13 protein-coding genes and 1 tRNA gene are annotated in these 14,469 nt (G+C 60.9%); 6 read left to right on the top strand and 8 right to left on the bottom strand.

Features of this window, described 5'->3' with window-relative positions; all coding sequences use genetic code 11:
* Positions 1–44: 44 nt before the first annotated feature.
* Positions 45–1,070: a tRNA (adenosine(37)-N6)-threonylcarbamoyltransferase complex transferase subunit TsaD gene (tsaD, locus tag KI611_RS03340; protein ID WP_226418413.1), complete on the bottom strand. Its 1,026-nt coding sequence runs from the start codon at positions 1,068–1,070 to the stop codon at positions 45–47.
* Between the two features lie 140 nt (positions 1,071–1,210).
* On the opposite strand from tsaD, the gene rpsU reads away from it, so the two are divergent.
* From rpsU to KI611_RS03310, 6 genes are all read left to right on the top strand, one after another.
* Positions 1,211–1,423, top strand: a complete 213-nt coding sequence (gene rpsU / locus KI611_RS03335) for a 30S ribosomal protein S21 (RefSeq protein WP_226419868.1) — start codon at positions 1,211–1,213, stop codon at positions 1,421–1,423.
* 91 nt (positions 1,424–1,514) lie between these two features.
* Complete coding sequence (locus KI611_RS03330) at positions 1,515–1,961, top strand: GatB/YqeY domain-containing protein (RefSeq protein ID WP_226418412.1); 447 nt, start codon at positions 1,515–1,517, stop codon at positions 1,959–1,961.
* Positions 1,962–1,967: 6 nt separating this feature from the next.
* The gene (gene dnaG, locus KI611_RS03325; RefSeq protein ID WP_226418411.1) at positions 1,968–3,704 is read left to right on the top strand and encodes a DNA primase; all 1,737 of its coding nucleotides are present in this window, start codon (positions 1,968–1,970) and stop codon (positions 3,702–3,704) included.
* A 46-nt stretch (positions 3,705–3,750) separates the two neighbouring features.
* A complete protein-coding gene (rpoD, locus tag KI611_RS03320) occupies positions 3,751–5,730 on the top strand; it encodes an RNA polymerase sigma factor RpoD (RefSeq protein ID WP_226418410.1) in 1,980 nt (659 codons plus the stop codon).
* Between the two features lie 7 nt (positions 5,731–5,737).
* Positions 5,738–5,814 (top strand) — tRNA-Ile (locus KI611_RS03315).
* 357 nt (positions 5,815–6,171) lie between these two features.
* Positions 6,172–7,458 (top strand): haloacid dehalogenase-like hydrolase, encoded by a 1,287-nt coding sequence (locus KI611_RS03310; protein WP_226418409.1) that lies wholly within the window; start codon positions 6,172–6,174, stop codon positions 7,456–7,458.
* A gap of 78 nt (positions 7,459–7,536) precedes the next feature.
* On the opposite strand, the gene KI611_RS03305 is transcribed toward KI611_RS03310, so the two are convergent.
* The 7 genes from KI611_RS03305 to KI611_RS03270 are packed head-to-tail and all read right to left on the bottom strand — an operon-like array spanning position 7,537 to position 14,458.
* Complete coding sequence (locus KI611_RS03305; RefSeq protein WP_226418408.1) at positions 7,537–8,085, bottom strand: BMC domain-containing protein; 549 nt, start codon at positions 8,083–8,085, stop codon at positions 7,537–7,539.
* Between the two features lie 10 nt (positions 8,086–8,095).
* Positions 8,096–9,412, bottom strand: a complete 1,317-nt coding sequence (locus KI611_RS03300; RefSeq protein WP_226418407.1) for a 4Fe-4S dicluster domain-containing protein — start codon at positions 9,410–9,412, stop codon at positions 8,096–8,098.
* Between the two features lie 45 nt (positions 9,413–9,457).
* Positions 9,458–10,054 (bottom strand): BMC domain-containing protein, encoded by a 597-nt coding sequence (locus KI611_RS22130; protein ID WP_319002324.1) that lies wholly within the window; start codon positions 10,052–10,054, stop codon positions 9,458–9,460.
* A 6-nt stretch (positions 10,055–10,060) separates the two neighbouring features.
* Positions 10,061–10,720 carry an ethanolamine utilization microcompartment protein EutL gene (gene eutL, locus KI611_RS03285; protein WP_226418406.1) on the bottom strand — a complete coding sequence of 220 codons (660 nt, stop codon included), beginning with the start codon at positions 10,718–10,720 and terminating at the stop codon, positions 10,061–10,063.
* Positions 10,721–10,740: 20 nt separating this feature from the next.
* Positions 10,741–11,640 carry an ethanolamine ammonia-lyase subunit EutC gene (gene eutC, locus KI611_RS03280; protein WP_226418405.1) on the bottom strand — a complete coding sequence of 300 codons (900 nt, stop codon included), beginning with the start codon at positions 11,638–11,640 and terminating at the stop codon, positions 10,741–10,743.
* A 12-nt stretch (positions 11,641–11,652) separates the two neighbouring features.
* A complete protein-coding gene (locus KI611_RS03275) occupies positions 11,653–13,014 on the bottom strand; it encodes an ethanolamine ammonia-lyase subunit EutB (protein ID WP_226418404.1) in 1,362 nt (453 codons plus the stop codon).
* A gap of 16 nt (positions 13,015–13,030) precedes the next feature.
* Positions 13,031–14,458, bottom strand: coding sequence for an ethanolamine ammonia-lyase reactivating factor EutA (locus KI611_RS03270; RefSeq protein WP_226418403.1), 1,428 nt, complete (start codon positions 14,456–14,458; stop codon positions 13,031–13,033).
* Between the last annotated feature and the right edge of the window lie 11 nt (positions 14,459–14,469).

The raw sequence follows: 14,469 nt of genomic DNA, 5'->3' as shown, positions 1-14,469 counted from the left end.
GGCCAGCCGGCAACGGCTGGCCTTTTTGCTGTTCGATGGCCCGATTAGCGGCGCGTCGAAATATCCATCAGCGGCCAGCGTGGCTGCACCGCAAAATCGCCGGCGACTTTCGGCAGCGCACCGGCCTGCAAGCGCAAGGCACCGGCCAGCGCGATCATCGCGCCGTTGTCGGTACAGAATTCCAGTTCCGGGTAATAGACCCGAAAGCGCTTGCGCTTCGCCTCGTCATCAAGGGTCGCCCGCAGTTGTTTATTGGCCCCAACGCCGCCGGCCACGACCAATTGTTTGAGGCCGGTCTGCTTGATCGCTTTCAGCGACTTCTTGACCAGCACTTCGACGATCGCCTCCTGAAAGGCGCGGGCCGCGTTGGCCTTGAACTCGTCGGTCAGCTCCGCCTGTTCCCGAACCAGCGTCAGCACCGCGGTCTTCAGGCCGGAAAAACTGAAATTCAGGTCGCCGGAATGCAGCATTGGCCGCGGCAATTGATGAATGCCCGATTGCCCCTGTTCGGCCAGTTTCGACAACAGTGCGCCGCCGGGATAAGGCAAACCGAGCAGCTTGGCGCTCTTGTCAAAGGCTTCACCGGCCGCATCGTCAAGGGTCTCACCAAGCAGTTCGTATTCGCCGACGCCGGTCACCCGCATCAACTGCGTATGCCCACCGGAAACGAGCAGCGCAATGAACGGAAAGCTCGGCGGATTGCTCGACAACAGCGGCGAAAGCAGATGGCCTTCGAGGTGATGCACCGGGATGGTCGGCTTGTCGAGGGCCAGGGCCAGCGCTTCGGCAAAGGCACAACCGACCAGCAAGGCGCCGGCCAGCCCCGGACCGCGCGTGTAGGCAACGGCATCGACGTCGGCCAGGCAGCGCCCGGCACCGCTCAAAGCCTCGCGCAGCAGCGGCACGACACGGCGAATATGGTCGCGCGATGCCAGCTCCGGCACTACCCCGCCGTACTCGGCATGCATCGCCACCTGCGAGTGCAAGGCATGCGACAACAGGCCGGCGGCGCTGTCGTAGAGCGCGATGCCGGTTTCGTCGCAGGAGGATTCAACACCGAGGATCAACATGGGCGCGGATTTTAACACTTGGAGCAAAAAGGTTTTTTGCAATATACTGTTCGGCTTTCCGCGATCATGCGGACACAATTTTTGCGCGCACTGCCGTTTTACTTGACCTGGCAGGCGCCTAACGGAAGGGGGTGATTTACATGCCGAACATTCGAGTCAAGGAAAACGAGCCGTTTGAAGTTGCCATTCGCCGCTTCAAGCGTACTGTCGAAAAGACGGGTCTCCTGACCGAGCTGCGCGCCCGTGAGTTTTACGAAAAGCCCACCGCCGAGCGCAAGCGCAAGGCTGCTGCTGCCGTTAAACGTCAACACAAGCGCCTCCGTAGCCTGACCCTGCCGCCGAAGATGTACTAATCAAGTACATTTCGCAGCAAAAAAGAGCCGCCCGCCTTTAAAAGCCGGCGGCTTTATCTTTTTTCCGGCGATTTTTCTGAAAAAGAAGACCATGAGCCTCAAAGCACGCATCACCGAAGACATGAAAACGGCCATGAAGGCCAAGGAAGCAAGCAAGCTGTCGGCCATTCGCCTGCTGCTCGCCGCCCTCAAGCAAAAGGAAGTCGACGAGCGCGTCGAACTCGATGACGCGGCCGTCGTCGCCATCATCGAAAAACTGACCAAGCAGCGCAAGGACAGCGTTACCCAGTACGAAACTGCCGGTCGCCAGGATCTGGCCGATGCCGAGAAGTTCGAAATCGACATCCTCGCCGCCTACCTGCCGGAAAAGATGAGCGCCGACGAGACCGCTGCTGCGGTTGCGGCGGCCGTTACCGAATCTGGCGCCAAGGGACCGGCCGACATGGGCAAGTTGATGGCCATCCTGAAGCCCCGCCTGGCCGGCAAGGCCGACATGGCGGAAGTGTCGAAACTGGTCAAGGCGGCACTGGCTGGCTAAACATCGATGATCCCGGATTCGTTCATCCAGGATTTGCTCGCCCGGGTCGACATCGTCGACCTGGTCGATGCTTACGTCCCGCTGAAAAAGGCCGGCGCCAACTATGCCGCCTGCTGCCCCTTCCACAACGAAAAATCACCGTCCTTCACGGTCAGCCCGACCAAGCAGTTCTATCACTGCTTCGGCTGCGGCGCCCACGGCACGGCCATCGGCTTCGTGATGGAGTATCAGGGCGTCGGCTTTATCGATGCCGTCAAGGAACTGGCCAGTCGCGCCGGCATGCAAGTGCCGGAAAGCGAAGGGCGCAGCTTCAAGGACGAAAAGCCCGGCCAGACGCGCACGCTGATCGACATCATGGCCCGCGCCGCGCAGTACTACAAGGATCAGCTCAAGGCCTCGCCGCGCGCCGTCGAATATTGCAAGAAACGCGGCCTGAGCGGCGAAATCGCCGGCCGCTTCGGCATGGGCTACGCACCGGACGGCTGGCAGAACCTGCAGGCCGTATTCCCCGATTACAACGCCGAAGAACTCAAGCTGGCCGGACTGGTCATCGAGAACGAGGCCGGCCGCCGCTACGACCGCTTCCGTGACCGGCTGATGATCCCAATCATCAACCCGAAAGGCGACATCATCGCCTTCGGCGGCCGGATCATCGACCAGGGCGAACCGAAATATCTGAACTCGCCGGAAACCCCGCTGTTTGAAAAGGGCCGCGAACTGTTCGGCCTGCCGCAAGCCCGGCAGGCGCTACGCGAAACCGATACGGCGATCGTCACCGAAGGCTACATGGACGTTATCGCGCTGGCCCAGAACGGCGTCGGCAATGCCGTCGCGACGCTCGGCACGGCGACCACGGCAACCCATGTCAACAAGCTGCTCCGTCAGGTCGACCGCGTGGTCTTCTGTTTCGACGGCGACAACGCCGGCCGCAAGGCAGCCTGGCGCGCCCTGGAAAACTCGCTGGAAGCACTGGCCGACAACAAGCGCCTCGGCTTCGTCTTTCTGCCCCAGGACGAAGATCCGGACAGCTACATTCGCACTAACGGCAAGGCCGAGTTCGACCGCCTGGTGCTGCAGGCCATGCCCCTCTCCGACTTTCTGCTGCGCGAACTCGCCCAGCGCTGCGACCTGACCAGCTCGGAAGGCAAGGCGCAGCTGATCTACGAAGCCAAGCCTCTGCTCCTCAAGCTACCGACGCCGCTGCTACGCCTACAACTGGTCAAGCGCCTGGCCGAGGCCAGCGGCTTCGCCCAGAGCGAAGTCGAGCGCCTCTGCGAACTGAAGTCCTTCACCCCAGCGGCCCCGCCCAAATCGCGGCGCACTGCGCCATCGCTGACCCGCAACCTGCTGCGCATCGTGCTGCACATGCCGCAACTAGCCGGCAAACTCCCCATCGACCTGCTGCCCGACACCCCGGAACGCGCCCCGCTGCTTCGCCTGCATCAACTGGTCAGCGCCAACGGCGAAACCAGCAGCTACGCCGGCCTGCGCGAACAACTGCGCGGACTACCGGAAGAGCAGATGATCGAAAACGCGGCAGCGGAACTTCTCGGCCAGCATTTTGACGAAGCGGAAGCCGAAGAGGAATTTCGCGACACCCTGGAGAAACTCCAGGAAGGCGGCCAGAAACGCGCCTTCGCCGAACTGCAGGCAAAAGCCCAGCAATTTGGCGTCGCCGGCCTGAGTGCGGCAGAAAAACAGACCTACATCCAGCTCCTCTCGGGGAAGCAAAATCGTAGCTAAGTTGTGGTATAATTTATGGTTTTCTAGATTTTAATGGATCGCGTTCATGGCTAAGGCAAAAGACACCGCTAAGGAAGCCCCGAAGGCTCGCATCAGCAAAGCCAAGGAAAAAGCTGCCGAAAAGGCGCTGCTCGATGGTGCAATGGCAGAAACCCCGGAGCCGCTCGACGCCGAGGCGCGCAAAATGCGCCTCAAGGCGCTGATCAAGCTTGGCAAGGAACGCGGTTTTCTCACTTACGCCGAAATCAACGATCACCTGCCCGACGACGTCGTCGATGCGGAAAGTATCGAAGCGATCATTTCGACCTTCAGCGACATGAGCATCAAGGTCTTCGACGAAGCCCCGGCTGCCGAAGACCTGCTGATGTCCGATACCGCTGCCGCCGCGACGGACGATGAAGAAGCCGAAGAGCAAGCCGAACAGGCGCTCTCCTCCGTCGATTCAGAATTTGGCCGGACCACCGACCCGGTCCGCATGTACATGCGTGAAATGGGCTCGGTCGAACTGCTGACCCGCGAAGGCGAAATCGAAATCGCCAAACGCATCGAAGAAGGCCTGAAGCACATGGTGCAGGCCATTTCCGCCTGCCCGACGACGATCGACGACATCCTCGAAATGGCGACCAAGGTCGAAGCCGAGGAAATGCGCATCGATGAACTGGTCGACGGCCTGATCGACCCGAACGCGGTTGTCGCCGAGCCGGTTGCCGAAGTGCATGAAGAAGCTGCCGCCGAAGAAGACGAGGATGCCGACGACGAAGACAGCGAAAGCGCCGCGGCCGGTGCCGTTTCGGCCTCCCTGCTGCAACTCAAGGTCGATGCGCTGGAGCGCTTTGCGATCATCCGGGAACTGCACAGCAAGATGCAAAAGGCATTGTCGAGCAAGGGTTCGCAGGACAAGACCTATCTGAAGATGCAGCAGCAGGTGTCCGACGAGCTGATGAACATCCGCTTCACCTCGCGCTCGATCGAAAAGCTGTGCGATAGCGTGCGCGGCATGGTCGAACAGATTCGCCGCTCGGAGCGCAAGATCCAGCAGATCTGCGTCGATCGCGTCAAGATTCCCCGCCAGCAGTTCATCCAGTCCTTCCCGGGCAATGAAGTCAATCTCGAATGGGCCGACGCCCAAATCGCTGCCGCACCGAAGACCTACGTCGCCATCCTGACCCGCAGCGCGCCGGACATCAAGGAACAACAGAAAAAACTGCTCGCCCTGCAGGATCGCATCGGCATCTCGCTGAAGGAACTGAAGGAAATCAACAAGCAGATGTCCACCGGCGAAGCCAAGGCTCGTCGCGCCAAGCGCGAAATGACCGAAGCCAACCTGCGCCTGGTCATCTCGATCGCCAAGAAATACACCAACCGCGGCCTGCAATTCCTCGACCTGATCCAGGAAGGCAACATCGGCCTGATGAAGGCGGTGGACAAGTTCGAATACCGTCGCGGCTACAAGTTCTCGACCTACGCCACGTGGTGGATCCGTCAGGCCATCACCCGCTCCATCGCCGACCAGGCACGGACCATCCGCATCCCGGTGCACATGATCGAAACGATCAACAAGATGAACCGGATCAGCCGCCAGATCCTGCAGGAAACGGGTGCCGAACCCGATCCTGCAACGCTGGCCAAGAAGATGGACATGCCGGAAGACAAGATCCGCAAAATCATGAAGATTTCCAAGGAACCGATCTCCATGGAAACCCCGATCGGCGACGACGACGACTCGCACCTCGGCGACTTCATCGAAGACCAGTCCACCCTGCTGCCGGCGGACGCGGCGATGTATTCCAGCCTGCGTGGCGTCACCAAGGAAATCCTCGACACGCTGACGACAAGGGAAGCCAAGGTCCTGCGCATGCGCTTTGGCATCGAAATGAACACCGATCACACGCTGGAAGAAGTCGGCAAGCAATTCGACGTCACCCGCGAGCGCATCCGCCAAATAGAAGCCAAGGCGCTGCGCAAGCTCCGCCACCCGAGCCGTTCCGACAAGCTGCGCAGCTTCATCGACACCAACGGCAGCTAAAGCTTTCGGGCCTGTAGCTCAGTTGGTTAGAGCAGAGGACTCATAATCCTTTGGTCCACGGTTCAAGTCCGTGCGGGCCCACCAATATTGAAAAGCCAACCTTCCGGGGTTGGCTTTTCTTTTTGTGCCAACCCACATTGGCGTGATGCATGAACGCGGCAATCGGGAGTCGATTGCCTCCCGCCGCGGGAAGTGTTTTCTCGTCTCGACACACTCCCCCTGCCGGCCGACTAGGAGCATAATTGATGGGCGTCCTGTTCGCGGGTCGTGGGGGGAGAAGCCTCTGCTGCACACGGTTAACAACGACTCGCGATTGTTTTATGTTGAAAAATGCGTGATCTACCGTCAGATCTTTTATTTATCGATCTGGCGCACATAATGTCCCGCAAGACATTGCTGGTAGTAGTTTCTTTTTAGCGATAACGAAAAAGGAGATACGCGATGAAACACAGATCCGCTGCACTGTTACTTGCTGCAGTCTTTTCCGCCACGATGCTCGGCGCCTGTTCGACGGAGCCGGTATCCGGAGTATCCCAAAGCCAGTCGGCGATAAAGCTCGCCGATCGCAACTGGGACAACTTCAACCGGGCGAAAATCGAAAAGTTTCTCAACACCTACGGCAAGAACAGTCCCTCATACAATCCGGCGAAGCCGCCTTACGCCGTTTTCGACTGGGATAACACGATGGTTTTCCTCGATGTCGAGGAAGCAACCTTCATTTATCAGTTGGAGAATCTCCGCTTTGCCATGACGCCGGAACAGATGGACAAGGCGTTGCGGATGGAGGTGCCGAAAACCAATTTCGCCAAGGATTACAACAACGCGGCCGGTCAGCCGGTCAATATCGATCTGGTTGTTCCTGATGCGGTCGACAGCTACCGCTGGATCTACAACAACTACAAAGGCATGAAGGGCCAACTGTCGCTGGCTGACGTCAAGAAGAATCCGCATTACGCGAATTTCACGACCAAAGCCCGCTACATGTATGAGGCGATTGGCGACACCTTCGACGTCTCGATTGCCTATCCTTGGGTTCTCTATCTATTCACCGGGATGAACGAGCAGCAAGTTCGCCAGATGGTCAACGAGACGCTCGAATGGCAAAAGACGCAGCCGATCGAGAAAGTTAAATGGACCAGCCCGGCTTCGCTGCTAGGCAAAGCCGGCGTTGTCTCGGTCAGTTGGAAGAACGGTCTGCGCCTGATGCCGGAAATGCAGGACGTGTTCACCGCCTTCCGTGAAGCGGGTATCGATATCTGGGTCTGCACGGCATCCTTTGTCGATGTGATCAAGGAAATTTCGTCGAACCCGAATTACGGCTACAACAATCCGGCTGATCGGGTAATCGGCATGGAACTCGAGCGGGACGCGAACGGCATCATCCAGACCGAATTCCGGCGTGGTTATGTGCAAACACAACAGAAAGGCAAAACCAAGGCGATCGAACGCTTCCTGGTTTCGAAATATGGTTATGGTCCGAGTTTTGTGGCCGGCGACAGCGAAGGCGACATGAACATGATGCAGGACTTTGCCGACACGAAACTGGTGCTGATCGTCAATCGTCTGAAGGGCAAGGACATCGCCACGCTGTCAAAACAGGCAGTGGACTCCTACCGCACGCCGGATGCGAAGATTTTGCTGCAGGGGCGCAACGACAACACGGGTGAATTCGTGAAGTCGCAAGCCCACATCAAGTTTGGCGCCACCCAAGGCCAGATCCTCAAGTAACGAGAAACCTGCTGCCTGCGGGCAGCAGGTGGGCAAAAAAACCCCGCCGCCTCCGGAAACGGAGCGGCGGGTTTTTTATTACATCAGATGTTCGATGACCTGCTTGTGCGGACGGGGAATGACGACGCGCTGCACCAGCATGCCCTTGTCGCCGGCCACTTCGCTACCGATCCGAACGCCGGCCTCGACGTCGGCAACATCGCCGGTGAAGACGACATAGCTCTTGCCGCCGATGCCGAAAGCCAGATGCATGCGCACCGGCTCGACCTTGGCGGCCTTGACCGCCGCGTCGGCCGCTTCGATGGTCGAGGCGACCGAGAAGGTTTCGATGATGCCGAGCGCCAGAACCTTGCCGATCGAATTACCGCCGCCAATCGCCGGCATCACCGAGGGATGGATATTCGGAATCAGGAAGTGATCGACGACATTCGGTCCGTCGAGGGCGATGGCGGCCTGTACCGATTGCTTGACCGAGGCGATGTCGCCGCCGACCAGCACGATGTATTTGCCCGGGCAGATCGCCTTCGAGACGAGGATCGTCACCTCGGCGGTCTTCGCCATCACGTCGCTCGCCTCGATGCCTTTGGCGATACTCGAGTACTCCACCAATCCGATTGCATGTAACACGCTAGTCTCCTTATGAACGGCTGATCGTGACGAACTCGTCCGTCACTTGTGTCACACGGCCATCGATGCTGGCATGAATGCGAGCGCCCATGGCCCCTTCGGGTATTTCGCCGATCGGCTGCCCGCAACTGACCTGGTCGCCCTGGCTGACCAGCGCCAGGCTCGGCGCGCCGATATGCTGTTTAAGTGGAATCCTGACTTGCGCCGGTGTCGCCGCCGCCTCGACAAACGGCGCCGGTACGTTGTAACTCCCGATGCCCAGGCGCTCGATCAGGCGCAGCGAAGGCACCAGGCGGTATTCGGCCATCGGGTCGAGCGGGTGCAACTCGCCTTCGTAATGCAGTCCCTGTTCGCGCATCTGGGCTTTCAGGGCAATGTTGATGCGCATCGGCGAGATATCGACCGGGCACGCCCAGGCTTCGCAGATGGCGCATTCCGAGCAGGTCAGGGCGCTCAGCAGGGTCGACGGCGAACCGACATGGTTATAGCTCAGCGACCGGACGATCAGGTGCGGCGGCAGTTCGTGACCGATCAGGTGGCGCGGGCACAACTCGGTACACAGACAGCACTGCTCGCAGGTCGTCTTGGCGATGCGCAGCACCGCATCCATGTTCTTGCGGTGGCGAAGAACGACGATATTGTCTTCCGGTAGCACGATCAGCGCGCCGGTCGTCTTGGTCACCGGCGTTTCCATGTCATGCACCAGATGCCCCATCATCGGTCCGCCTTCGACAACGGCCGTACCGCTGCGGGCCGGCCCGCCCGACATGCTCAAGGCTTCGGCGTAGGAGGTGCCGATCGGCACGCTGACCGTCACCGGATTGTGCACCGCGCCGGTCACGGTCAGCGCCCGGTGAGTCACCGGACGCTCGGCTTCGACGGCGTGGGTCACGTTGATCAGCGTCTGGACGTTGCTGACGATCACCCCGACATCCAGTGGCAGCTTGCCGGGCGGCACGCGGCGGCCGGTCGCCATCCAGATGGTGATCACTTCATCGCCGGCCGGGTACACGTCCTTCAGGATGTGGATGCGCATTTCCGCCGGCAGCAGCGGTTCGAGCACGGCGATCGCCTTCTTGTATTTTGCTTTCAGCGCGATGATGCCTTCCCTGGCGCCGGTTGCCTGCATGGCATAGCGCACGCCCCTGATCAACTCCTCGGGATGGTTGGCCATCAACTGCTGGTCCACGCGTAACAGCGGCTCGCATTCCGCCCCGTTGACGATCAGGATCTCCGCCTTGGCCGCCAGCTTGACATGGGTCGGAAAGCCGGCGCCACCGGCACCGACGATGCCGGCCTGGCGAATTTTCTGGAGAATGTCGCTCATCTGCTGCCCTTTCCTGTGCGTGGCGCCCGGCTCATCGGTTCGTTCTCAGCCAACGAGATAACGCGCCCCGGTGCGGCCGAGCCGGCCGGCGGCCGCCCATTGTTCCAGCAGGGCGCGGGTTTCGCTTACCGGCTGCTTGAAGTGACGCGCCACTTCCTGCGTGGTGCGTCCCCGATTGCTCGATCCGATATAGGCCAGAAGCGCCCCCGCTTCGCTGTCATTCGGCCAGCCGGCCGGCGAGTCGGCGGGCCTTGGCGGCACTTCAGACGTCTCTTCTGACGCAGGCTGCTCAATGATTTTGCTAACCTGGGTAACCGCTTTGCTGCGCCGGCCATTGAAGCCGCGCCGGCTCTTGTCGGCTGCGGCGAGCAGCGGCCCGGACAGGTTCCAGGTATCCGGATCGGGACGCCCGATGACCAGTTGCGCCAGCACGGTGCCGAGTTGCGCGGCGGCGGCAACCCCGGCATCGACGGCCGCCCGGCAGGAGCCGAGATCGCCTTCGACGATGACCGTGACGAAACCCGGTGAGATCGAATGCTGGCGCAGCAGCCGGACATCGGCCGCCTTGACCATGGCATCGCCGGCGGCAATGGCCGGCACCCAGCCGTGCACTTCGATCAGGCCGATCGAGTTCCAGTTCATCGCAACTCAGCTAACCCGAATCGGGTCGGCTGCCACTTCCAGTACGGCCTGCGCGAAGGCATCGCAGGCGGCCTTGCAGGCGGCCTGGCTGCCGGTCATGAAGGCACCCGAGTAGTTCGTTTCGGACGGTGGCGGGACATACATCACCATCTGCACATCGGCGGCTTTCAGCGCCGCATCGATGCCGTAGGTTGCCTCCAGCGGCGGCGCAATCAGGTACGCCATCGGCAACCCGGCCTTGATCCCGGCAACACCCGACAGGTAAGTCCCGGTCCGCGAGATCAGATGCGAGAGGAAGGCGATCGAGCCATCCTCGTTGGCGCAACGGAAAGCCGGGCCGGACTCGATAGTGGCGATCGCCGAGTCGAGGCCGGAACGCACTTCGCCGGGCGTCGGGCCGCCGAACATGATCAGCACCTCGCCAGCCGTCGGCGATGAACTGTGGGCGGCACCGGCATAGAGCGAACGGCCATAGACCACTTCCACCCTGGCCTGCTTGGTCGCTTCATCGGCGGCGATGTAGGTGACATCGTCGGAGTCCGCGGTCAGCAGCCCCAGACAGTTGATGTGGTCGCCAAGCTTGAGTTGTTTCTTGAAGTCGGCGTGCAGCGAAGCAATAAGACGCACCGCGCGGACCGAGGGTTTGATGATGTCCATTACAGCCATGACGTTCTCCTTGTGCGGAATCAGGCGCGATTCAAATTGATGCCGCTGGTTTGCTTCTGCAACATCTGCTTGGCCAGGTCGACAATGACTGCGGCGGCTTCGACCGGCGGCGTGCCGGAACGATGGATGTTGGAAATACAGGTGCGATCGGACTCGACCGTCTTGGCCAGGGTCGGGCTATACACCATGTAGCATGACATGCTCTCGGACTGCCCGAGGCCCGGTCGTTCGCCGATCAGCAGGATGACCACCTTGGCGCCGAGCAATTCGCCGATCTGGTCTTCCAGCTTGACCCGGCCGTAGCGGACGAAGAACGGCGTCCCTACCTCCAGTCCGGCGCTCTGCAGCCCCTTCAGTAGCGGCGGCAGGATTTCGTCGAAGTTGGCGGTAATCGCATCGGTCGACAAGCCGTCCGAAACCACGACCTGGACCTGCGGGTTCTTCTTGCACTTGGCAAGCACCGTGTCGATCGCCTCCTTGCTGAGCCGCCGCCCCTTGTCCGGACGGGTCAGGTATTCGTCCTTGTCGGAGATTTCGGTATGCACTTCGAAAAACCCGGTCTTGGCCACCCATTCGCCGGGAATTTCCTTGAGCACCGTATCCTTCGAGCGGGAATGGTCGGCCAGGAAGCGCAACAAGGCGGTTGTCCGCGGCCGCGGGCCGCAGCGGCCGCCGGCCACCCGGGCGCCGGTACTGCGCCGCAGGTCTTCCAGGACTTCCTTGCGATGCGGGCTCTGCACCCCGATCCAGTTTTTTATGTCGTCACTGCCGAGATCGGGCAAGGAACCTTCATCCCGCCGGGCCGGCGCCGCGGCCGACTGGCTCACGGCGCAAACCGTACTGTTGCCGGCACCTCCGGCATCCGCCTGGAGCTTGCTCATGACGGCCTGGACGATATCTTCGATCTGTTTCTGGTCCATTCTGCTTACCTCTCAGAAGAATACCGAGGCGTCACCCGCCTTCGGGGTCAGGGTGCCGTTTTCCATCAGGCCCATGCGTTCCAGCCAGGCCTCGAACTCGGGGGCCGGGCGCAGGCCGAGCAGTTGGCGGATGGTTGCCGTGTCGTGATAGGCCGTGGTCTGATAGTTGAGCATGATGTCGTCACCCATCGGCATGCCCATGATGTAGTTGCAACCCGCCGTGGCGAGCAGGATCATCAGGTTTTCGTTGGAGTTCTGGTTGGCTTCGGCATGGTTGGTATAGCAGCAGTCGACGCCCATCGAAATGCCGGTGAACTTGCCCATGAAGTGGTCCTCAAGGCCGGCCCGCAAGATCTGCCGGTCGTTGTAAAGGTATTCCGGGCCAATGAAACCGACCACGGTATTGACGATGAACGGGTCATAGCGCCTGGCCAGTCCGTAGTTGCGGGCCTCCATCGTCAGCTGGTCGGCCCCGTAGTGGGCATTCGCCGACAGCGCCGAGCCCTGGCCGGTTTCGAAGTACATCACGTTGGGCCCCGCCACCTTGTTGTGATTGCGCGCCACCTCATAGGCCTCATCGAGCAGGGCGATGCTGACCCCGAATTCGTTCAGCCCCTTCTCGCTGCCGCAGATGCTCTGGAAGATCAGGCCGCTCGGCGCCCCCTGGCGAATCGCTTCCATCTGCGTCGAAACGTGGGCGAGAACGCAGCCCTGAGTCGGGATGGCGAACTTTTCGATCACCTCGTAAATCTGGTTGAGCAGGCGCTTGACGTTCTCGACATTGTCGGTGACCGGGTTGACGCCGATCACCGCATCGCCGGCACCGTAGGACAAGCCTTCGTAGATCTGGGCCAGGATGCTTTTCACATCGTCGCGGGTGTCGTTCGGCTGCAGCCGGCAACTGAAGCTGCCAGGACGGCCGATGGTGGTGTTGGCCTTCTTGACCACCGGCATTTTCTTCGCCCCGTAGATCAGATCGGCGTTGGAACAAAGCTTGGCGACTGCCGCGACCATTTCCGAGGTGATGCCCTTGCGCAGGTATTCGACGTTTTCCAGCGTCGTCGTGTCGCTCAGGATGTATTCACGCAGTTCGCTGACCGTCCAGTTGCGAATGGCGGCAAACGACGTTTCATGCACCGCATCCTGGATCACGCGGGTGACCGCATCATCCTCATAGGGAATCGCCGGATTGTTGCGCAGGTCGGCCAGCGACAACTCACTGAGCACGTGCTTGGCCGCCACGCGCTCTTGCGCGGTCTGTGCGGCAATCCCCGCCAGAATGTCGCCGGAACGCAAGTCGCCGGCCTTGGCCAGCACATCCTTGACGTCCTTGAACTGGTAGGTCTTGCCAAATAGTTGAGTGGTCAGTTTCATCTCGTCGTCTTCCTTTTCATGAAGGAAATGCCAGTGATTTGACAGTCAGCGGCACAATGTCGCCGCCAAAATAACTTTTCCCGATATCGACGTAATCGCCCTCACGGGTTTCCACCTCATCGATGACGGCCAGTTCGCGGCCCTGGATATCGGGTTGCAACTCCATGCCGAGCACCTTGCCCATATCCTGGCGGGCGATGACGATGAGCGGGTTTTCCGGATTCGGGTGGCGCGAAATGAACTGGCGTAACGCCGCGCTGCAGTCGAGGACGACGCGATAGGAGACGGCTAGTTCAGGCGGAATGGCCAGGGCATAGCGATCGGCGCCAAGGTCGATGTCCATGCGCCGGGCCGAGGTTTCCCAGGCTTCGCACAACTGGCCCGAAGAAAAATCGGCGATGGCCAGTGAGGGATGGACGACCGGCACGTTGCGGATCGGCAGATTGGCGTAATTGAGCCAGATCGTGCTGCCGGACAGCGACAGCGAATAGGCGCCGGCCCCGATCACCGTAGCGCGCAGGGTCTGTTTCGGCTCGCGCACCGGCATCTTGGCGAAAGCGCGGTGACGATGCAGGGCGGCGGCCAGCAGCGGCCCGAGATCGCCGAAGGAAAACGCGGCATCCGGGGCAACCGGATGGTAGTAACACTCGCCGACGCCGCCGGAGAGAAAAATCGCATCAAGCGCATGACCGGGACGCAAGCTGTCGGTCATCAGCAGATCGCGGGCCAGCGGCGACGGCTGGCCTTCGATGACCTCGACGATCAGGACCGCCATGCGCTCGGCGACAGCCTCCAGGCGAGCGCGGTCCAGCGAGGATCGGTCGGCGGAGCCGAACAAGGCATCGATGATCTTCTGACCGGGCGCATGGACGAAATCGACCCGCCCTGCCGTATCGGTTTCGACCAGATGGCCGCCGACATTCAGGCAGGCCGTGTCGTCGACGCGGCCGCAGTCGAAGACGACATAGTTCGAGGTGCCGCCACCGATATCGATATTGAGCACCCGCGCCGAATTGCTGCTCGAGTATTCGCCGGCGCCCGAGCCGTGGCCGGCAATGATCGATTCAAGGTGCGGCCCGGCCGTGGCGACGACGAAATCGCCGAGCGATTCCGCCAGTTGCATCACCGTCGCCCGCGCGTTGCGGGCTTTCAGGGTTTCGCCGGTGACGATGATGGCACCGCTTTCGACCTGCTGGCGCGTCAGGCCGGCCGCCTGGTACTGCTGGTCGACGAAGGCGGCCAGTTCGGGCAGGCGGATATGGCCGTCATGATCGACCGGCGTGAAGATCACCGGACTGACATAGGTGATTTCCCGCCGGGAAAACTCGTAATGCGGTACCTGCGAGGCCGGCGCCCGGTTGATCAGCTCGAGCGCCGAAAAGATCACCTGCGTCGTCGTCGTGCCGACGTCGATGCCTACGCTGTTGATCTGCCGGGAACTCATTGTGGTCCGCT

The organism is Dechloromonas denitrificans (assembly GCF_020510685.1).
Classification (GTDB): domain Bacteria; phylum Pseudomonadota; class Gammaproteobacteria; order Burkholderiales; family Rhodocyclaceae; genus Azonexus; species Azonexus denitrificans_A.
Note: the sequence above shows the minus strand (reverse complement) of the source record. Positions and strands in the feature narration are given on the sequence as shown.

Bases quoted from the DNA above. Each gene is read 5' to 3' on its own strand.
- dnaG (WP_226418411.1), top strand. From the start codon at position 1,968: ATGATCCCGGATTCGTTCATCCAGGATTTGCTCGCCCGGGTCGACATC.
- eutL (WP_226418406.1), bottom strand. From the start codon at position 10,720: ATGGCTGTAATGGACATCATCAAACCCTCGGTCCGCGCGGTGCGTCTT.
- tsaD (WP_226418413.1), bottom strand. From the start codon at position 1,070: ATGTTGATCCTCGGTGTTGAATCCTCCTGCGACGAAACCGGCATCGCG.
- KI611_RS03330 (WP_226418412.1), top strand. From the start codon at position 1,515: ATGAGCCTCAAAGCACGCATCACCGAAGACATGAAAACGGCCATGAAG.
- eutC (WP_226418405.1), bottom strand. From the start codon at position 11,640: ATGGACCAGAAACAGATCGAAGATATCGTCCAGGCCGTCATGAGCAAG.
- KI611_RS03310 (WP_226418409.1), top strand. From the start codon at position 6,172: ATGAAACACAGATCCGCTGCACTGTTACTTGCTGCAGTCTTTTCCGCC.
- KI611_RS22130 (WP_319002324.1), bottom strand. From the start codon at position 10,054: ATGAACTGGAACTCGATCGGCCTGATCGAAGTGCACGGCTGGGTGCCG.
- rpsU (WP_226419868.1), top strand. From the start codon at position 1,211: ATGCCGAACATTCGAGTCAAGGAAAACGAGCCGTTTGAAGTTGCCATT.
- KI611_RS03270 (WP_226418403.1), bottom strand. From the start codon at position 14,458: ATGAGTTCCCGGCAGATCAACAGCGTAGGCATCGACGTCGGCACGACG.
- KI611_RS03275 (WP_226418404.1), bottom strand. From the start codon at position 13,014: ATGAAACTGACCACTCAACTATTTGGCAAGACCTACCAGTTCAAGGAC.
- rpoD (WP_226418410.1), top strand. From the start codon at position 3,751: ATGGCTAAGGCAAAAGACACCGCTAAGGAAGCCCCGAAGGCTCGCATC.
- KI611_RS03300 (WP_226418407.1), bottom strand. From the start codon at position 9,412: ATGAGCGACATTCTCCAGAAAATTCGCCAGGCCGGCATCGTCGGTGCC.